General features: G+C 60.0%; 19 protein-coding genes and 1 pseudogene. 12 read left to right on the forward strand and 8 right to left on the reverse strand.

The features are described 5' to 3' along the window. Nucleotides 1-223: 223 nt before the first annotated feature. From BOP96_RS07820 to BOP96_RS07830, 3 genes are read left to right on the forward strand one after another with little or no spacing between them, the layout of a single operon-like run. Nucleotides 224-703 (forward strand): AAA family ATPase, encoded by a 480-nt coding sequence (locus BOP96_RS07820; protein ID WP_073452355.1) that lies wholly within the window; start codon nt 224-226, stop codon nt 701-703. Continuing rightward, entirely contained in the window at nt 700-1,497 is a 798-nt protein-coding gene (locus BOP96_RS07825) for a nucleotidyltransferase domain-containing protein (RefSeq protein ID WP_073452357.1), read from the forward strand. The genes BOP96_RS07820 and BOP96_RS07825 overlap by 4 nt, the downstream gene beginning before the upstream one ends. Next, entirely contained in the window at nt 1,490-1,939 is a 450-nt protein-coding gene (locus BOP96_RS07830; protein ID WP_014718634.1) for an NUDIX hydrolase, read from the forward strand. The genes BOP96_RS07825 and BOP96_RS07830 overlap by 8 nt, the downstream gene beginning before the upstream one ends. A gap of 62 nt (nt 1,940-2,001) precedes the next feature. Here BOP96_RS07830 and BOP96_RS07835 read toward each other — a convergent pair whose 3' ends face one another. Further along, a complete protein-coding gene (locus BOP96_RS07835) occupies nt 2,002-2,562 on the reverse strand; it encodes a cysteine hydrolase family protein (RefSeq protein WP_014718633.1) in 561 nt (186 codons plus the stop codon). A 145-nt stretch (nt 2,563-2,707) separates the two neighbouring features. Between BOP96_RS07835 and BOP96_RS07840 the strand changes: the two genes are divergently transcribed. After that, the gene (locus BOP96_RS07840) at nt 2,708-4,906 is read left to right on the forward strand and encodes an OsmC domain/YcaO domain-containing protein (RefSeq protein WP_020302291.1); all 2,199 of its coding nucleotides are present in this window, start codon (nt 2,708-2,710) and stop codon (nt 4,904-4,906) included. 122 nt (nt 4,907-5,028) lie between these two features. Here BOP96_RS07840 and BOP96_RS07845 read toward each other — a convergent pair whose 3' ends face one another. The 4 genes from BOP96_RS07845 to BOP96_RS07860 all read right to left on the reverse strand — a co-directional run bounded on the left by BOP96_RS07845 (nt 5,029) and on the right by BOP96_RS07860 (nt 9,539). After that, complete coding sequence (locus BOP96_RS07845; RefSeq protein WP_019817159.1) at nt 5,029-6,195, reverse strand: cystathionine gamma-synthase; 1,167 nt, start codon at nt 6,193-6,195, stop codon at nt 5,029-5,031. Next, on the reverse strand, nt 6,192-7,568 hold the full coding sequence (locus BOP96_RS07850; protein ID WP_019817158.1) for a pyridoxal-phosphate dependent enzyme: 1,377 nt from the start codon (nt 7,566-7,568) through the stop codon (nt 6,192-6,194). Before BOP96_RS07850 ends, BOP96_RS07845 begins: the two co-directional genes overlap by 4 nt. 245 nt (nt 7,569-7,813) lie before the next feature. Further along, nucleotides 7,814-8,296, reverse strand: a complete 483-nt coding sequence (locus tag BOP96_RS07855; protein WP_073452359.1) for a VOC family protein — start codon at nt 8,294-8,296, stop codon at nt 7,814-7,816. A gap of 58 nt (nt 8,297-8,354) precedes the next feature. Further along, nucleotides 8,355-9,539: an MFS transporter gene (locus BOP96_RS07860; RefSeq protein WP_020302295.1), complete on the reverse strand. Its 1,185-nt coding sequence runs from the start codon at nt 9,537-9,539 to the stop codon at nt 8,355-8,357. A 94-nt stretch (nt 9,540-9,633) separates the two neighbouring features. Between BOP96_RS07860 and BOP96_RS07865 the strand changes: the two genes are divergently transcribed. The 5 genes from BOP96_RS07865 (at nt 9,634) to BOP96_RS07885 (ending at nt 13,789) form a co-directional block, all read left to right on the forward strand. Continuing rightward, on the forward strand, nt 9,634-10,527 hold the full coding sequence (locus tag BOP96_RS07865) for a LysR family transcriptional regulator (protein WP_019817153.1): 894 nt from the start codon (nt 9,634-9,636) through the stop codon (nt 10,525-10,527). 81 nt (nt 10,528-10,608) lie between these two features. Then, on the forward strand, nt 10,609-10,884 hold the full coding sequence (locus tag BOP96_RS07870; protein WP_014718626.1) for a metal/formaldehyde-sensitive transcriptional repressor: 276 nt from the start codon (nt 10,609-10,611) through the stop codon (nt 10,882-10,884). A gap of 20 nt (nt 10,885-10,904) precedes the next feature. Further along, nucleotides 10,905-11,828: a CDF family Co(II)/Ni(II) efflux transporter DmeF gene (dmeF, locus tag BOP96_RS07875; RefSeq protein WP_073452460.1), complete on the forward strand. Its 924-nt coding sequence runs from the start codon at nt 10,905-10,907 to the stop codon at nt 11,826-11,828. Between the two features lie 113 nt (nt 11,829-11,941). Then, complete coding sequence (locus tag BOP96_RS07880) at nt 11,942-13,156, forward strand: aldose 1-epimerase family protein (RefSeq protein ID WP_014718624.1); 1,215 nt, start codon at nt 11,942-11,944, stop codon at nt 13,154-13,156. A 117-nt stretch (nt 13,157-13,273) separates the two neighbouring features. Beyond that, the gene (locus BOP96_RS07885) at nt 13,274-13,789 is read left to right on the forward strand and encodes a GNAT family N-acetyltransferase (protein ID WP_020302301.1); all 516 of its coding nucleotides are present in this window, start codon (nt 13,274-13,276) and stop codon (nt 13,787-13,789) included. 273 nt (nt 13,790-14,062) lie between these two features. Here BOP96_RS07885 and BOP96_RS07890 read toward each other — a convergent pair whose 3' ends face one another. Together BOP96_RS07890 and BOP96_RS07895 are read right to left on the reverse strand one after the other, a co-directional pair. Next, a complete protein-coding gene (locus BOP96_RS07890; RefSeq protein WP_069868536.1) occupies nt 14,063-14,683 on the reverse strand; it encodes a LysE family translocator in 621 nt (206 codons plus the stop codon). A 95-nt stretch (nt 14,684-14,778) separates the two neighbouring features. Beyond that, on the reverse strand, nt 14,779-15,039 hold the full coding sequence (locus tag BOP96_RS07895) for a DUF6429 family protein (protein ID WP_073452361.1): 261 nt from the start codon (nt 15,037-15,039) through the stop codon (nt 14,779-14,781). A 217-nt stretch (nt 15,040-15,256) separates the two neighbouring features. Here BOP96_RS07895 and BOP96_RS07900 point away from each other — a divergent pair, with 217 nt between their 5' ends. Further along, nucleotides 15,257-15,922, forward strand: coding sequence for a TIGR02466 family protein (locus tag BOP96_RS07900; protein ID WP_032902435.1), 666 nt, complete (start codon nt 15,257-15,259; stop codon nt 15,920-15,922). 4 nt (nt 15,923-15,926) lie between these two features. On the opposite strand, the pseudogene BOP96_RS30410 reads toward BOP96_RS07900, so the two are convergent. Then, nucleotides 15,927-16,082: pseudogene (locus BOP96_RS30410) on the reverse strand (VOC family protein); the annotation flags it as partial. A 133-nt stretch (nt 16,083-16,215) separates the two neighbouring features. Here BOP96_RS30410 and BOP96_RS07910 point away from each other — a divergent pair. After that, nucleotides 16,216-16,989, forward strand: a complete 774-nt coding sequence (locus BOP96_RS07910) for an SDR family oxidoreductase (protein WP_032902433.1) — start codon at nt 16,216-16,218, stop codon at nt 16,987-16,989. 68 nt (nt 16,990-17,057) lie between these two features. After that, on the forward strand, nt 17,058-17,963 hold the full coding sequence (locus BOP96_RS07915) for a LysR family transcriptional regulator (RefSeq protein ID WP_073452363.1): 906 nt from the start codon (nt 17,058-17,060) through the stop codon (nt 17,961-17,963). The last annotated feature ends 10 nt before the right edge of the window (nt 17,964-17,973 follow it).

The following is a 17,973-nucleotide window of genomic DNA, read 5'->3' on the forward strand; positions in this document are numbered from 1 at the left end:
GGGATGCCGGTTTACCCCCCAAATCCCTGTCGAATTCCGGCCAGCGTGGTTTAACGGGGCGCCTGAGATCAAGATCACAAGCAGATCAAGAGCGGCTCGCTTCGCATCGTGGTTACCGTCTGCTGCTACCGCCTACAAAGTTACGTAGATACCTATGCCTGCTTATGTTTACCACAGCGGCTATATGACTCATCCTTCCTGGCCCGACATGAGGAATAGCGTTATGCCCACCCTGCATCTGCTCTGCGGCAAGATCGCATCCGGTAAGTCCACACTCGCCAAAACCCTGGCCGCCGAGCAGGGGGCCATCGTGCTCAGCGAAGACCAGTGGCTGGCCAATCTCTATCCCGGCGAAATCCAGAGCATTGCCGACTACCTGCGCTGTGCCCTGCGGGTTCGTGGGGTACTTGAGCCGCTGGTGATCGATCTGTTGGCGTGCGGCGTCAATGTGGTGCTGGATTTTCCGGCCAATACCCTCGCCAATCGTCAATGGTTACTCGGCCTGGCCCAGGCAGCCAAGGTGCCGCACTGCCTGCATTACCTGGAGCTGGACGATGCCACCTGTCGTGCGCGCCTGCATGCGCGCAACGCTCGGGGTGAGCATGATTTTGCCGCCACCGATGCCGAGTTTGACCTGATCACTCGCCATTTCAGTGTGCCGAGTGAAGAGGAAGGGTTGGTGATTGAGGTGCATCGCCCGTGACTACCCAAAAATCTGCTGGCATCGATGCCGACGGCTATATCCTCACCGTCGTCGATGGGCCTATACAACCCCAGTTCCAGCCCCTGCTGACGGACATCTGCGCTACCTTGTCCCGGCCTGAGCTGGGGCTGCACGGGATTTACCTGTATGGCAGCATCGCACGGGGCGAAGGTGAGATCGGCATTTCTGATCTTGACCTTTCCCTGATACTGGTGGAGCCACCGGATGCGCCCGTGCTTGAACAGTTGGAGTCAGCCCGACTCGCCTTGGAGCAACGGCATCCGAGCGTCACCAAGATCGACTTCGACATCGGCCACTGCGCCCAAGTGTTGGCGCCTGAAAACCGAAACAGTTGGGGTTTCTGGCTCAAACATCATTGCCGCTGTCTCTGGGGCGAAGACCTGTCACTGCACGTCGAACCGTTTCGCCCGTCCCGCGCCATCGCCCTGGCGGTCAATGGTGATTTTGAACAGGCGCTCACGACTTACCTGGTGCGCATTGAACAGGCCAGCCCTGAACACACGCGGCTTGGCCTGCAGCGGGAAGCATCACGGGCCTTGATCCGCGCCACCCACATCCTGCGAGCGGAAGATGCGCAAACCTGGCCGCAAACCCTGGAAGACTACGTCGGGCTGTTTGTTCATCATTACCCGACCATGCGCGTGCAAATCGCCTACTTCCTGTTTGAAGCACGCAACCCGAGCGCCGAGTGCGAGGCATTTACGACACGCCTACGGGCGTTTCTGAGCTGGATGGTTTCGGCACTTATAGAAAGGAATCAATCACATGCGTGAACGCAAAGCCGCACGATTACTGGTCATAAACCCTGCACAGCAAGTGTTGCTGTTTCGCTTCGTGCATAAAGACGGCGCGCTGGCCGGCCAGGATTACTGGGCCACGCCGGGCGGTGGCGTGGAGGCCGGGGAGAGCTTCCACAGCGCCGCGATTCGTGAGTTGCGCGAAGAGACTGGGATCACGGTCAGCAGCGTCGGGGAATGTGTAGCAGAGCGCGACGTGACCTTGATGCTGCCCTGCGGCGAAACGGTGCTGGCGGTTGAGCGGTACTTCGTTGTGCATGCGCCCAGCGAGGCGTTATCCAGGGCCGAGTGGACGCTACAGGAGACCCAAGTGATGGCGGATCATCGCTGGTGGTCGGCAGAAGCGTTGCGCGCCACGAGCGATACGGTATGGCCGCAGGCGTTACCGCAAATGCTGGAGGATGCCGGGGTGTTTTAACCGTCCAGGCCGGCAAGCGGTCGCCATCGTGCGTTTGCCCTGATGCATGTCTGCATTGCTCATTAATGACTGGCCAGGATTTCACTCGTTTGGAACACCCTTGCATAGTCCATCGCCAAGTTACTGAGCGACAGTGCATGCACATCCTCTGCGGCCCACAGCCGCCCCGACAAGTCGGTTTGATCGAAGGTAAAACACGCATCCGCCGCCACGATCACGTCGAACCCCAGGTTGCCGCCCGAGCGTGCGGTGGATTCCACTGAATTGTTGGTGATGACCCCGACGATTACTAACTGCTGGATCGAGCGCAGGTGCAGCCAGCGCTCCAGGCCCGTGGCGCTGAACGCATCTGGTACGTTTTTTTCAACCACATGCTCCTGGGCCAGGGGGTGCAGCGCATCCTGGAACTCACAGCCGGGCTGGCCTGGCCGGAACACTGAAGCGGCAGAGCGGGAGATATGCCGCACATGGATGATCGGGCGTTGCGCCTGGCGCCAGGCATTGAGCAATTGCTGTATGCGCAGCTCGGCGTCTGGGTTGTTGCGGCGGCCAAGGGTGGGATCGGCCATGCCTTTTTGCATATCGATGATCAACAATGCGGCGTTAGTCGCTATCGGTTCCATGGCCTGTCCTGGCAGAGGTGAACATTATCTAACTGGTTGGAAGTTAGCACCGATCAGCAGCCCATACGCAAATCCCTGAGACTTCCCGGCGAAACGCTTCATAATGGCGGCCAATTTGTTTAGCTCGTTATTCTGGTGTGCCCGCATGGAAATTAAGGTCAACTTTCTCGACAACCTTCGGCTTGAAGCCAAGTTCGATGACTTCACGGTCATTGCCGACCAGCCCATCCGCTACAAGGGCGATGGTTCGGCACCGGGGCCATTCGACTACTTCCTGGCTTCGTCGGCGTTGTGTGCGGCGTACTTTGTGAAGTTGTACTGCCAGACGCGCAATATTCCCACCGAGAATATTCGCCTGTCGCAGAACAACATCGTCGACCCGGAAAACCGCTACAACCAGATTTTCAAGATTCAGGTCGAATTGCCCGCAGACATCTCCGACAAGGACCGCCAAGGCATCCTGCGTTCCATCGACCGCTGCACCGTGAAGAAGGTGGTGCAGGCCGGGCCGGAATTCGTGATTGAGGAAGTCGACAACCTCGACGCCGATGCCCAGGCGTTGTTGATGCCCAACTCCACGTCCGCAGCGGGCACCTACATTGCCGGCAAGGACCTGCCGCTGGAGCAGACCATCGCCAACATGTCGGCGATTCTCGCGGGCCTGGGCATGAAGATCGAGATTGCCTCGTGGCGCAATATCGTGCCCAACGTGTGGTCGCTGCATATCCGCGACGCCCATTCGCCGATGTGCTTTACCAACGGCAAAGGCGCGACAAAAGAGGGCGCGTTGGCGTCGGCGCTGGGTGAGTTCATCGAGCGCCTGAACTGCAACTTCTTTTACAACGACCAGTTCTGGGGTGAGGACCTGGCCAACGCGCCGTTCGTGCATTACCCGGACGAGCGTTGGTTCCAGCCGGGCCCCAACGATGAGCTGCCGAGTGAAATCCTCGATGCCTACTGCCTGAAAGTCTACAACCGCGAGGGCGAGCTGCGCGGTTCACACCTGTTCGACACCAACTCCGGCAACGAAGCCCGTGGCATTGTCTCCCTGCCGTTCGTGCGTCAGTCCGATGGCGAGGTGGTGTATTTTCCGTCCAACCTGATCGAAAACCTCTACCTGAGCAACGGCATGAGCGCGGGTAACACCTTGGCCGAAGCCCAGGTACAGTGCCTGTCGGAGATTTTCGAGCGGGCGGTGAAGCGCGAAATCATCGAAGGCGAATTTGCCCTGCCGGACGTACCCGCCGAAGTGCTGGCCAAGTACCCGGGCATCCTGGCGGGTATCGAAGGCCTGGAAGCCCAGGGCTTTCCGGTGCTGGTCAAGGATGCCTCCCTGGGCGGTGAGTTCCCGGTGATGTGCGTGACCTTGATGAACCCGCGCACCGGCGGCGTGTTCGCCTCGTTCGGCGCGCACCCGAGCCTGGAAGTGGCACTGGAACGCAGCCTCACCGAGCTGCTGCAAGGCCGTAGCTTCGAAGGCTTGAACGATCTGCCGCAGCCGACCTTCGAAGGCCAGGCGGTCACCGAGCCGAACAACTTCGTCGAGCATTTTATCGATTCCAGCGGCGTAGTGTCGTGGCGCTTCTTCAGTGCCCAGTCGGATTATGAATTCGTCGAGTGGGACTTCTCTGGCCAGGGCGAAGACTCCAACGCCCAGGAAGCCGCCACGCTGTTCGGCATCCTCGAAGGCATGGGCAAAGAGTCGTACATGGCGGTGTATGAGCACCTGGGCGCTACTGCCTGCCGCATCCTGGTGCCGGACTACTCGGAAATCTACCCGGTGGATGACCTGATCTGGGACAACACCAACAAGGCGCTGTTTTTTCGCGAAGACATCCTCAACCTGCACCGCCTCAGCGAGGATGAGCTGCAGGCGTTGGTCGAGCGTCTGATAGAAAGCGAACTGGACGACTACACCGATATCACTACGCTGATTGGCATTGAGTTCGATGACAACACCGCGTGGGGCCAGTTGACCATCCTGGAGCTGAAACTGCTGATATTCCTGGCGCTGAAGCAGTATGAAGAGGCCAAGGAATGCGTAGAGATGTTCCTGCAGTACAACGACAACACCGTTGAGCGCGGCCTGTTTTACCAGGCGATGAACGCGGTGCTGGAGATGGAACTGGATGAGGACCTGGAACTGGCTGACTACGAGGCCAACTTCCGGCGCATGTTTGGCAACGAGCGCATGGACGCGGTGATCGGCTCGGTCGACGGCAGTGTGCGCTTTTATGGGCTCACGCCGACGAGCATGAAGCTGGAAGGCCTGGATCGGCATTTGCGCTTGATCGATAGCTACAAGAAGCTGCATGCGGCGCGGGCCAACATTACCCAAGCCTGATACACACTGATCGTTCCCACGCTCCGCGTGGGAATGCAGCCAGGGACGCTCTGCGTTCCCAAGCGTGACGCAGAGCGTCACCGAATGCATTCCCACGCAGAGCGTGGGAACGATCATGGCGGTTAAATGTGGGCCAAGGCCTGAGCCAGATCGGCGCGCAAGTCCTCCACATCCTCAACCCCCACCGACAACCGCACCAGCCCATCGCCAATCCCCAATTGCGCTCGCGTCGCCGCCGGGATGCTGGCATGGGTCATGATCGCCGGGTGCTCGATCAGGCTTTCCACGCCCCCCAGGCTCTCGGCCAGGGCGAAGATCTTCACGTTTTCCAGAAAGCGCGTCGCGCCGGCCAGGTCGCTGTTCAAGTCCACTGAAATCATCCCGCCAAAGCCGCGCATTTGCTGCTTGGCCAGGTCGTGCTGTGGGTGGGATTTGAGGCCCGGGTAGTGAACCCGTGACACTTGCGGCTGTTGCTCCAGCCAGGTGGCCAGGTCCAGGGCATTGCTGCAATGGCGCTCCATGCGCAGCGCCAGGGTTTTTACCCCGCGCAGGGTCAGGAAGGCATCGAACGGCCCGGCGATGGCGCCGATGGAGTTTTGCAGGAAGCCCAGGCGTTCGGCCAATTCAGCGTTGTCACCGACAACAGCGATACCACCGATCACATCAGAATGCCCATTGAGGTATTTGGTGGTGGAGTGCACCACGATGTCGAAGCCCAACTCCAGCGGGCGCTGGATCCAGGGGCTGGCAAAGGTGTTGTCGGCCACGCAGATAATCCCGCGGGCACGGCAGATGCGGGCCACGGCGCGCAGGTCGGTCAGGCTCAGCAGCGGGTTGCTTGGGGTTTCGACCCAGACCATGCGCGTGTCGTCCTGCAATGACGCTTCAAACGCCGACAAGTCGCTGAGGTCGACATAGCTGAAGCGGTGCCCGGCACTGCGCTGGCGCACCTTGTCGAACAGCCGGAAAGTGCCGCCGTACAGGTCATTGCCCGAGACGATATGCGCTCCAGCATCTAGCAGTTCCAGCACGGTAGAGATCGCCGCCAGCCCCGAGGCAAATGCAAATGCCTGGCTGCCGCCTTCAAGGTCGGCCACGCAGCGTTCCAGGGCGAAACGCGTGGGGTTGTGGGAGCGGCCATAGTCAAAACCCTTGTGTACGCCGGGGCTGTCTTGCAGGTAGGTGGAGTTGGCGTAGATCGGCGGCATCAGCGCGCCCGTGGTCGGGTCGGGTGACTGCCCGGCGTGGATCACACGGGTGGCAAACGCGCTTTTATCGGGCTGGCTCATGCAAGGGATCTCCGTAGGTGGTTAAGCAGGTCGACGCGGGTGATCAGGCCATGAAAGCCTGCGGCGTCGGCAATGATGGCGACCAGGCCGCGATCCAGTTCAGCCTGCAGTTCGGCCAGGCTGGCGTTGGGGGCCAGGGTGTGCAGGGTGTTGGTCATGGCGCTGGCGACGGTCATGGAAAAATCTGCGGCGTCGTGGTGCAGGCCCAGCAGGATGTCGGACTCGTCGATCACACCCACCAGGGTCTGGCCATCGACCAGCACCGGCAGTTGCGACACGTCCGCCAGGCGCATGCGCTGGAAGGCGGTGAGCAGGGTGTCGTCGGGGCTTACGCTGATCACGCGGCCGTCTTCGAAGCGGCGCGCGATCAGATCGCGCAGGTCGCCGTAGTGTTTGTACTGCAGCAGGCCCGCGTCGTTCATCCACTGGTCGTTGTAAACCTTCGACAGGTAGCGCGTACCGGTGTCGCAAACAAAGGTCACCACGCGCTTGGGCTCGGTTTGCTCGCGGCAGTAGCGCAAGGCCGCGGCGAGCAGGGTGCCGGTGGATGAGCCGCCGAGGATGCCTTCGGCCTTGAGCAATTGGCGGGCGTGGTCGAAGCTGTCGGCATCGCTGATGGAGTAGGCGTGGCGCACGCTGGACAGGTCGGCGATCGAGGGGATGAAGTCTTCGCCTATCCCTTCAACGGCCCAGGAACCGGGAGTTTCCAGGGTGCGGCTGCGGCTGTATTCGGCCATTACCGAACCGACCGGGTCGGCCAGCACCATGGCCAGTTCGGGTTGCACGCGCTTGAAGAAACGCGTGAGGCCGGTGAGGGTGCCGGCCGAGCCGACGCCTACCACAATCGCGTCCACATCGTGCTGGGTCTGCGCCCAAATCTCCGGCGCGGTACTGGTCTCGTGGGCCAATGGGTTGGCCGGGTTATTGAACTGGTCGGCGAAGAACGAGCCCGGAATACCTTTGGCCAAACGTGCCGCCACGTCCTGGTAATACTCGGGGTGGCCCTTGCCCACATCGGAACGGGTGATATGCACCTCGGCGCCCATGGCCTTGAGGTGCAGCACCTTTTCCGTGGACATCTTGTCGGGCACCACCAACACCACCCGGTAACCCTTGGCCCGGCCCACCAGCGCCAGGCCCAGGCCGGTATTGCCGGCGGTGGCTTCAATGATGGTACCGCCCGGGCGCAAGCGACCGTCGCGTTCAGCGGCGTCGATCATCGCCAGGCCGATGCGGTCCTTGATGGAACCGCCGGGGTTTTGCGATTCAAGCTTGAGAAACAGCGTGCAGGGGCCGGTATCGAAGCGGCTGACCTTGACCAGCGGGGTGTTGCCGATCAGTTCAAGTACGGCAGGGCGTGAAGGCGTGGGCATGTCGTCTCCTGGTTACGGGATGGACGTAGGGCGGGGGGCAGCAAAAAAACAGCATGGCTTGGAACATAGGCCGGTATCGCCCGTGTCGCAACCGGGCGTCCGTTGTATGACTTTTTTTGCCGCATGGGAGAGGGCGCGCAATCCAGATGTGGGAGCTTGCCTGCGATGGCGGTGGTGCTGTTGGCATTTATGTTGCCTGACCCACCGCCATCGCGGCCTCGCTAAGGCTCGAGCGCTCCCACCGTTCAGTTTCCGGCAATGGCGGCTTCGATGGCAGCGATGTCGATTTTGGTCATGGTCATCATCGCTTCAAATGCACGCTTGGCGACGGCAGGATCTTTACTGGTAACTGCATCGACCAACACCCGCGGCGAGATCTGCCACGACAGCCCCCACTTGTCCTTGCACCAACCGCAAGCGCTCGCCTGCCCACCGTTGTCGATGATGGCATGCCACAACCGGTCGGTTTCCTCCTGATCCTCGGTAGACACCTGAAAGGAAAACGCCTCACTGTGCTTGAACAGGGGGCCGCCATTGAGGCCCACGCAGGGGATACCCAGTACGGTGAATTCCACAGTCAACTCATCACCCTGCTTGCCGGATGGGTAGTCGCCAGGCGCACGGTGTACGGCCTTTACTTCGCTGTTGGGGAAGGTCTGCGCGTAGAAGGTCGCTGCCTCCAGGGCATCGCCGTTGTACCAGAGGCAAATCGTATTCTTGTTGTTCATCGCAAGGCTCCTCGGGTTGAAAGGTGCATGAAGTCTAGACGAACAACCTGCACGCTACTCAGGCTTGCACCGTCTCCCGGCCAGCGCGTGCGTCGGCCCGCCGCGAACGCCAGCTCAGCCCCAATACCATCAGCAAGCCCAGGCCCGCCATCAGTGCGCCTGCCAGGGAAATGGCCGGGTAGCCCAGCCCGGCATTGATCACCGCGCCACCCAATGCCGCACCAATCGCATTGCCAAAATTGAACGCACCGATGTTCATCGCCGAAGCCAGGTTAGGCGCATCTTTGGCGGCCTCCATCACCCGCATCTGCAGCGGCGGCACCAGGGCAAAGCTGGCAGCGCCCCACAGCAGGATCGACAGCGCAGCGGGCAACGGCCATTGCATAAGCACCGAAAAGGCCAACAGCACGGCAATCAACACCACCAGCGAGATGATCAAGGTGCGGTCCACCGAGCGGTCCGCTGACTTGCCACCCCACACATTGCCCAGGGTGAGGCCGATTCCGAACAACACCAGCATCCCGGTGACGAAATTGGTCGAGGCATGGGTGACATCGCGCAGAATCGGCGCGATGTAGGTGAATACCGTAAACATCGCACTCGAGCCCACCACGGTCAGGGCCAGCGCCGCCAGCACCGGCCCGCGACCCAGCACACGGATTTCCGCCATCAGCCCGCCGCCTTTGGGCGCCGGCGCATTGGGCAAGGCCCACCACAGCGCCGCCATGACCACCGCGCCAAGCCCACTGATGCCCCAGAACGCGGTACGCCAACCAAAGTTTTCGCCAAACCAGGTCGCCAGAGGCACGCCGCCAATAGTTGCCAGGGTCAGCCCCATGAACATCGCCGCCACAGCGCCCGCGCGCTTCTCGGGCGCCACAAGGCTTGCGGCCACAATTGAGCCAATCCCGAAGAACGCTCCGTGATTGAGCGACGTCACCAGCCTGGCGATCATCAATGTCTGGTAGTTGCTGGCCAACGCCGACAGCAAATTACCCAGGGTAAAAATCGCCATCAGCCCGATCAGCAGATAACGGCGGGGCACCCTGGCCGTCGCCAGGGTCATGATCGGCGCGCCAATCAACACGCCCATGGCGTAGGCGCTTACCAACAGCCCTGCAGCGGGAATGGAAACATCAAGATCAGCGGCGATACCGGGCAACATGCCCATAGGGGCAAACTCTGTGACCCCGATGCCAAAGGCACCGACGGACAATGCTACAAGGGGGGGATTGATACGCATGGGTGACTCCTCATCTGTGAGCCAAATGCTACAATCCTGCCTTTTGCAGCAGTAGCCCTTGGTTGGGAACTACAGCTTTGCGCAGGAGGCACAAATGGACATCGGCGGGCGTTCGGGAGAGATGGAAGTGTTCACCATGGTCGCCGAGCACGGCAGCCTGTCGGGCGCGGCCAGGGCCTTGGGGCTGACCCCATCGGCCATCAGCCGCATCATTACCCGCACCGAACAGCGCATCGGCACCCGTCTGCTACTGCGCACCACCCGCGCCATCACCTTCACCGCCGAAGGCGAAGCCTACCTGCGCGGCGCCCGACGCATCCTCGCCGACATGGCCGAAGTCGAAGACGCCATCACCGACCAGGGCGCCCCACGCGGACGCTTGCGCGTCAGCGCCGCACTGGCCCACGGCCGCATGACCATCGTCCCCCTGATCGCCGCCTTCAGCGCCCGCTATCCCGCCATCGTCGTCGACCTGATGCTCGGCGACGAAGTCGTGGACATCCTCGGCGGCCAAGCCGACGTCGCCATCCGCTTCGGTCCCCTCGCCGACAGCCCTCTGACTGCTCGCCTTATCGGCTCTACCGGGCAGGTTATCGTTGCTTCACCGGACTACCTGGCACGGCATGGCACCCCCGTGACGCCGCAGGATTTACTGCAACACAACTGTCTGCGCTTCAACTTCCGTAGGGCGGCGCCGGATTGGCCGTTTCGGGTGGAGGGGCGGGAGTTTTCGTTGAAGGTGGCCGGGACGATTGAGGGAAATAGCGGCGAGGCATTGGCGCAGTTGGCGAAGCTGGGGGCGGGGGTGGCGAGAATTGGGGCGTTTAGTGTGGTGGAGGAAGTGAGACGGGGGGAGTTGGTGGTGTTGTTGGAGGAATTTAATCCTGGAGATGTGGAACCGATTCATGCGGTGTTTGTGGGGGGAGGGGCGATGCCGGCGCGGGTTAGGGCGTTTGTGGATTTTTTGGTGGAGAGGCATTGCGTGTGATACGGAAACAATACCGGGAGTTCTTGTATAGGGGTAGGGGGTATACCTATACTACCTCCAACATAGGTAGGGGGGTATCCCGTGGGCCATATCGCAGCAAACAAAGACGATCTTCTCAAACGCGTAAAACGTATCGCCGGGCAAATCCAGGCGGTTGAACGGGCATTGGAATCTGACCTCGATTGCGCCAAGACACTGCATCTTGTGGCTGCCACTCGTGGCGCCATTAACGGCTTGATGGAAGAAATCATCGAGGAGCATGCGCGCGAGCATGTTGCGAACCCTGGGCTCAGTGAAGAGGAGCGCAACAAGGGTGTCGAAGAGCTTCTTGAAGCTATTCGCCGTTACTCCAAATGAAAACCTCTGAGCTCACCCTCATGAATAACACCAGCATCAACTACACACACGATCATGTGTTCCTCGGTTCAGCACACGACGAAAATGCCAAGCGCACGCTTTGGGTGGTGGCGCTGACTGTGGTGATGATGATTGGCGAAATCACCGCCGGGTATATCACGGGCTCAATGGCGTTATTGGCTGATGGCTTTCACATGGCAACCCATGCTGGCGCTTTGGGCATCGCGGCGGCTGCTTACGCATATGCTAAACGTCACGCGTCCAGCCAGCGGTACAGTTTTGGTACGGGAAAGGTAGGGGAGCTGGGCGGGTTCGCTTCGGCGCTGATTCTCGGTTTGGTTTCCCTGGCAATTGGCGTTGAGTCAGTCATGCGTCTTCTACAGCCCACGCAAGTACAGTTCGGCACCGCTACGCTCATCGCCATTGCCGGTTTGATCGTCAATATCATCAGTGCCCTGCTACTGGGTCATGGGCACAGTCATGGGCACGATCATGATGACCATGATCATACCCATGCTCATCACGGAAACGATAACAACCTGCAATCAGCGTATATCCACGTCATCGCAGACGCGCTGACTTCTGTTCTGGCCATTGCCGCACTTCTGGCCGGGCGCTATCTCGGCTGGGTATGGCTGGACCCGGTCATGGGCATCGTGGGGGCTCTGGTGATCGCGCGTTGGGCATGGACCTTGATGGGAGTTACCGCAGGCGTATTACTGGATCAGACCGATGCGCACGTTGCCGAGGAAATTCGCGAACTGGTCGAGAAACCGGGCGATGCCACTATCACGGACTTGCATGTCTGGCGGGTTGGACCGCAAGCCCATGCCGCCATCGTCAGTGTCGTGGGTAAGGTCAGTACGAATGCAGACAATATTCGTGAGCGACTCAGGCTGGTTCATGAGATCAGTCATCTGACGGTCGAATTCCGATCGGGCTGATTCAATGCTTTCCTCTGTAATTTTCGGGTGTAGCGATGGTGTCGCTTTTTCAGCTTGCTGAAACGTTTCATCGAGTTTATAAAGCGCAAACAACTCCAATAAAGGCCACCGCCATGATCCCGCTCAAACTCCTCGTCGCCCTCAGCGCATTCTCTGCCGCCTCCCAAGCCCTAGCCTGGGATTACGTGCTGCTCGATACCGACAAAGCCGCCCAGAACTGGCAGGTCACCAGCCAGCAGCTCGGCATCCAAACCGACAAGCCCTTCAGCGTTACCCTGCGCACCCTGCACGGTGGTCGGCAGGAGGGTGTGAGCATCGTGGATATCGACAACGGCACGATGAAGCTCTCGGTAGTGCCGACTCGTGGCATGAACGTGTTGCAGGCGTCGGTTGGCGATGTGCGGATGGGCTGGGATTCGCCGGTCAAGGAAGTGGTTAATCCTTCCTTCATCGAGCTCAATGGCCGCGGTGGTCTGGGATGGTTGGAAGGTTTCAATGAGCTGGTCACCCGCTGCGGCTACGAATGGGTCGGGCACCCTGGTATCGACAACGGCGAGCTGTTGACCCTGCACGGGCGGGCGGCCAATATCCCTGCGAACAAAGTCACCCTGCATATCGATGAAAAACCGCCGTACGCGATCACCCTGCGTGGCGAGTTGAAAGAGCAGGCGTTCAAGAAGGTCGATTTCTCTGTTGCGACCGAACTGGTCACCGAGCCTGGCAGTGTGGTGTTCGCCCTCAACGACACGCTGACCAACAATGGCGATTATCCGAAGGAATACCAGGCGCTGTATCACAGTAACTTCAGCACCCCGTTCTTGGAGCAAGGCGCGCGGTTCGTTGCGCCGGTGAAGCAGGTGTCGCCGTTCAACGACAAGGCCAAGGGCGAACTGGCCGATTGGCAAACCTATCGCGCACCGACCAAGGACTATGACGAAACGGTTTACAACGTGGTGCCGTATGCCGATGCCAAGGGTGATACCTTGACGGTGTTGCATAACAAGGCCGGCAGCCTGGGGGTTTCGGTGGGTTTCAATACGCAGACACTGCCGGTGTTTTCCCTGTGGAAGAACACTGATACACAAGGGCAGGGCTATGTCACGGGGCTGGAGCCGGGGACGAGTTTTTCCTATAACCGTCGTTATCAGCGGCCACTGAACCTGGTGCCTACGATCGGGGCGAAGGAACACAAGCAGTTCCGTATCAGCTACAGCTTGTTGGCGGATAAGGCGGCTGTTGAAAAGGCCTTGAAGCAGGTCAGCGAGATTCAGGGTGGGCGGGAGACTGAGGTGCGGCAGACGCCTTTGGTGGATCTGACCAAGGGGTGACATTGGCTGGAGCCTTCACGCGGGCCCCGGCGTTCTTCATCGACGCCGGAACCCGCGCCCTGCAACTGTCATCGATGGGCATGCATACTGAAATAACCGTATTTCAGGAGCCTATCCGTGATTCGCAGAGCATTACCCGCCGACGCGAAGGCCATTGCCCAGGTGCATATCAGCAGTTGGCAAGACGCCTACCGTGACCTGATGCCCGCCCAGTTCTTGAGCGGATTGCAAGTAACGCTTGCTCGGCGCGAAGCCCATTGGGCTCGCTCGCTTGCCTCGGGTGAGTCGACGGTATGGGTTGCCGAGGTGGGCCAGCAGATTGTCGGCTGGATATCCGTTGGCGCCAGCCGTGACGAAGACGCCGTGCAGGCCAATGCAGGTGAGGTCATGGCCATCTACGTGCTCGCCGAGCATTGGCACTCCGGCGTCGGGCTGGCCTTGTGGAATGCCGGCCTGCAAGACCTGTTGGCGCAAGGCTATGAGCGTTTAACGCTGTGGGTCTTGGCCGGTAATGAACGGGCTATTCGATTTTATCGCCGGGCGGGGTGTGTCGAGGAGGCCGGGACAGAGCGCCATCTTGAGAGGGGCGGTGTGGCGCTGGTGGAGGTGAGGTATGGTTTGCCGTTGAGATAGCATAGGTATCTACGCAACTTGGGCATCAGTTGAATCGTCGTCGGCTGCCCGGCCGCCTTCGCGAGCAAGCCCGCTCCCACATTGGTCATGCATTGCCGTCAAAATCAGCGCCTGGCACAGATCCCCTGTGGGAGCGGGCTTGCCCGCGAAGGCGGTGTGTCAGTCACTGAATCTTCAACTGGACCACCGCTATCGCAGGCAAGCCAGCTCCCACATTTGGATCGCGGGGCACAGCTCGATCGGCGTCGGCTGCCAGGGGCGCTCCCACCGCGGTTACGCCCTGCGCGCAGTCAACAATACCGCCGCGGCCGCTGACAACAAACCTGCGCAGCAGCGATTGAACAGGCGCTTGCCCTTCGGCTCGGCAAACCAGCGACGCATATGCAGGCCCATATAGGCGTAGGCACTGATGGCGACCCATTCCAGGGCCAGGAACATCACACCCAGCAGGGCAAATTGCGCGGTGATGGGTTGGCCGGGCACCACGAATTGTGGCAGGAAGGCGGTGAAAATCAGGATCGCTTTGGGGTTGCCCGCCGCCACCAGAAACTCCTGCCGCGCCAAGGCCCACAGGCCCACCTTCCTCGTTGCGGTGTTCACCGGCTGCTGCGGGTCTGCGCGCCATAGCTGATACGCCAGGTAAAACAGATACGCCGCGCCGAGAATCTTGATCCCGTAGAACAACAACTCCGAGGTTTGCAGTACCACCGCCAAGCCAGCGGATGCGAGGGCGATCATGCCGGCGAAGGCCAGCAGGCGGCCGAGACCGGCGAGGCAGGAGGTGCGGTAGCCATAGCGGGTAGCGTTGCTCACGGATAGCAGGTTATTGGGGCCGGGGGCCATGTTCAGGGCGAAGCAGGCGGGGAGGAAGAGGGCGAGGGTGGCGAGGTCCATGGCGGCTCCGGGTTGGCAGGTCGGGGAGTCTTGAGGATAAACAGATGAAGCGCGGTTTAACACTCCGTGGCCGGGCTTCTGGCCCCGCGAGCGCTTCAGGTGTCCGGATTGGATGAACGCTTGGCCTCAGGGGTTGCGGCAAATAACCGATCGGCGATTTGCCGGCCCCGTTCCAAGCCTTCCTGCGTCAGCCAAATGGACTTGTTTTTGTTCACCGGATTACTGATAAAACCTTGCTTGTGAAGCCGGTTCATTATTTGAAAGTCGTGGCCTTTCCATGAGTTGCCGTTATCAAAGCTGAAGGTGGTCAGCAGGGCAAGTACGACTTCCTCAATCAGTTTTTCGTCGTATTCCATAATGGGTACTCCGCTTGGATTACACAGACCCTGTCGAGCCTCGGGGCCTTGCGGTTCAAGAATGCATGCAGTCACGTACTTGAGCGATTGCAAAAGCTTTTTTAGCCGACTTGCCGACACCTATCAATAACCCTCAAGTTTTTAACAAAGGTTTACACCGGTCACTGCGTCTATTCGGTATGTTTTTCAGTGACTTGCACAACTTGGTAGAACGTCGATGCAGTTCCTTGAACACCCACTGGACCCGCAGCTCATCAACATCCGCCGGCTGTTTCCAAGCCCATTGGCCAGCATTCAGTTTCCCGACGCGAAAAGGCTGAATACTGAGCTCAAGGCCCAGATTGCCCAGCGCATGGCAGACGACGTTTACGGCACGCAGCGCAGCAATGCCGGAGGTTGGCAGTCGGCCGGTGATTTTGCGCAGTGGGGCGGGGAGGCCTGTGAAGCCCTGGTGAGGTTTGCCACGCAGTTCGCCACCCAAATGACCGTCGTGCACAGCGAGCAATATGGGTTCATCGAGCCCGGCTTCGAGTGGAAGGTCAACGCCTGGGTCAACGTGAATGAGGCGGGCCACAGCAATGCACTTCACGGCCACCCTGGGGCGTTTTGGTCCGGTGTTTATTGGGTCGATGCCGGTGGCCGCGAGGATGACCCGGCGGTGGGCGGCGACCTGGAGTTCCTGGACCCGCGCGGCATGGTGGCTTCGACCTACAACCCGGCCCTGCGCATGCGAGTAGAAGACTGCCTGACTGCTGGGTTCAGCAGCACCTGCGCCGCCGCCACGGGCACATTCGTGATGTTTCCGTCGTGGTTGATGCATTCGGTACGCCGCTTTGAAGGCACACGGCCGCGAATCTCCATAGCCTTCAATTTTGGTGCCTGAACGCTCAAGTCAGCGAGGTAGCACTCCACACCGCTAACTCATACCCATCCGGATCGGTGAAGTGGAACCGGCTGCCACCGGGAAACGAAAACGTCTGGCGGGTTATCACCGCACCCAGCTGTTGAAGCCGCTGCTGCACACTGTCCAAGTTATCTGCGTACTTTTCATTCACCGATAGGGCCTTTGTGATTAGGCAATATCTCTGGACACTGCATCCAGCCAAGGTGTGCTTATCTTTGTCGAGGGGCACTCTAGAATGGCGGCGTACTTCTCCCAATTAAAGGAATGTTGTCATGCCTAATCATTCAATCAACGGCAAGGTTGCACTGATCGCGGGTGGTGCGAAGAACCTCGGAGGGTTGATCGCCCGCGATCTGGCCAAGCATGGCGCCAAGGCTGTGGTCGTGCACTACAACAGCGCCTCTAGCCAGGCTGACGCGAACGCAACCGTTGCCGCAATCGAGGCGCTAGGCGCGAAGGCTGTCGCTTTGCAAGCGGACTTGACCACGGCGGGGGCGATGGAAAAACTCTTCAATGATGCCGTCGCGGCAGTTGGCAGGCCGGACATCGCCATCAATACCGTGGGCAAGGTGCTGAAAAAGCCAATGGCTGAAATCACGGAGGCGGAGTACGACGAGATGATGGCCGTCAATTCCAAGACTGCGTTCTTTTTTATCAAGGAAGCCGGCAAGCACCTCAATGACAATGGCAAGATCTGCACTATCGTCACTTCATTGCTGGGCGCTTTCACCCCCTTCTACGCGGCGTATGCCGGCAGCAAGGCTCCGGTAGAGCAATTCACGCGGGCGGCGGCGAAGGAGCTGGGCGTTCGGGGGATTTCGGTCACGGCAGTAGGGCCGGGGCCGATGGACACGCCGTTCTTCTACCCGGCCGAAGGTGAGGATGCGGTCAGTTACCACAAGACGGCTGCCGCGCTGTCGCCGTTCTCGCGCACGGGCCTGACAGATATCGAGGATGTGGTCCCGTTCATCCGTAACCTGGTCAGTGACGGGTGGTGGGTGACGGGCCAGACAATTTTGATCAATGGCGGCTACACCACCAAGTAAACGGTTAACGCGCTGGCGCAGACGTGGTGAGCGCCGATCGATCCGTGCCCCCCGAGCATTGAGAGTCCATGGATAGAATCGAACAGTACCGCGTCTTCGTTCAGGTCGCAGAGCTTGGCAGTTTTATACAAGCGGCACGGCTGATGAGGCTGCCACGCGCGAGCGTGTCGGCCGCCATTCAACAGCTGGAGGCCAATGCCGGCACTCGACTGCTGCACCGGACAACCCGCAAGGTCTCCCTGACCGCCGATGGCACCCAGTTACTGCTGAAGGCGCGCCAGGTCTTGCTGGACATCGATGATATCGACCAACTGTTTAACCGCCATCAGGAACAGGTCATGGGCCGTCTGGAAGTGGACGTGCCCAGCCGCATAGCGCGGCGCCTGGTGATGCCTGCGTTGGCCGAGTTTCTCCACCGCTACCCTGGACTCCAACTCGGCCTGGGCTCCACCGATCGCGCCATTGATCTGGTACAGGAAGGCGTTGACTGTGTCATTCGTTTTGGCACCCCGCAGAACAGCAGCCTGGTGGTGAAACCGTTGGGCAAGGTGTTGCTGGTCAATTGCGCGAGCCCCGCCTACTTGGCGGAATTCGGGGTGCCCACACAGCCTTGCGATCTGCAAAACCGGCATGTCTGTATCGGCTACAGCACGAGCGCAGGCGGCCAGGAAACGGCCTGGGAATATTGCGTCGATGGCACCGCGCAGGCTGTCATGATGCCGAGCCGCGTGGTGGTCAACAATGCCGAAAGCTATATCGCAGGATGCTGTGCAGGGCTTGGCTTGATTCAGGTGCCGTTGTTCGATGTTCAGCATTTATTGGACAGCGGCGAATTGGTTGAGGTGATGACGGCCTATCGGCCGGCCCCCATGTGCGTTTCAGCCCTGTACCCGACTCGCCGCCAACGCTCTCGTCGCCTTGGCGCGTTCATCGATTGGTTTGCCGCTTTGATGGCTCCGCATCTGGAACCTTGATGCACTCCAG

It is taken from the genome of Pseudomonas sp. FSL W5-0203, from assembly GCF_001896155.1.
Taxonomy (GTDB): domain Bacteria; phylum Pseudomonadota; class Gammaproteobacteria; order Pseudomonadales; family Pseudomonadaceae; genus Aquipseudomonas; species Aquipseudomonas paracarnis.

Bases quoted from the DNA above. Each gene is read 5' to 3' on its own strand.
- BOP96_RS07820 (WP_073452355.1), top strand. From the start codon at position 224: ATGCCCACCCTGCATCTGCTCTGCGGCAAGATCGCATCCGGTAAGTCC.
- BOP96_RS07830 (WP_014718634.1), top strand. From the start codon at position 1,490: ATGCGTGAACGCAAAGCCGCACGATTACTGGTCATAAACCCTGCACAG.
- BOP96_RS07835 (WP_014718633.1), bottom strand. From the start codon at position 2,562: ATGGAACCGATAGCGACTAACGCCGCATTGTTGATCATCGATATGCAA.
- BOP96_RS07840 (WP_020302291.1), top strand. From the start codon at position 2,708: ATGGAAATTAAGGTCAACTTTCTCGACAACCTTCGGCTTGAAGCCAAG.
- BOP96_RS07845 (WP_019817159.1), bottom strand. From the start codon at position 6,195: ATGAGCCAGCCCGATAAAAGCGCGTTTGCCACCCGTGTGATCCACGCC.
- BOP96_RS07850 (WP_019817158.1), bottom strand. From the start codon at position 7,568: ATGCCCACGCCTTCACGCCCTGCCGTACTTGAACTGATCGGCAACACC.
- BOP96_RS07855 (WP_073452359.1), bottom strand. From the start codon at position 8,296: ATGAACAACAAGAATACGATTTGCCTCTGGTACAACGGCGATGCCCTG.
- BOP96_RS07860 (WP_020302295.1), bottom strand. From the start codon at position 9,539: ATGCGTATCAATCCCCCCCTTGTAGCATTGTCCGTCGGTGCCTTTGGC.
- BOP96_RS07865 (WP_019817153.1), top strand. From the start codon at position 9,634: ATGGACATCGGCGGGCGTTCGGGAGAGATGGAAGTGTTCACCATGGTC.
- dmeF (WP_073452460.1), top strand. From the start codon at position 10,905: ATGAATAACACCAGCATCAACTACACACACGATCATGTGTTCCTCGGT.
- BOP96_RS07880 (WP_014718624.1), top strand. From the start codon at position 11,942: ATGATCCCGCTCAAACTCCTCGTCGCCCTCAGCGCATTCTCTGCCGCC.
- BOP96_RS07890 (WP_069868536.1), bottom strand. From the start codon at position 14,683: ATGGACCTCGCCACCCTCGCCCTCTTCCTCCCCGCCTGCTTCGCCCTG.
- BOP96_RS07895 (WP_073452361.1), bottom strand. From the start codon at position 15,039: ATGGAATACGACGAAAAACTGATTGAGGAAGTCGTACTTGCCCTGCTG.
- BOP96_RS07900 (WP_032902435.1), top strand. From the start codon at position 15,257: ATGCAGTTCCTTGAACACCCACTGGACCCGCAGCTCATCAACATCCGC.
- BOP96_RS07910 (WP_032902433.1), top strand. From the start codon at position 16,216: ATGCCTAATCATTCAATCAACGGCAAGGTTGCACTGATCGCGGGTGGT.
- BOP96_RS07915 (WP_073452363.1), top strand. From the start codon at position 17,058: ATGGATAGAATCGAACAGTACCGCGTCTTCGTTCAGGTCGCAGAGCTT.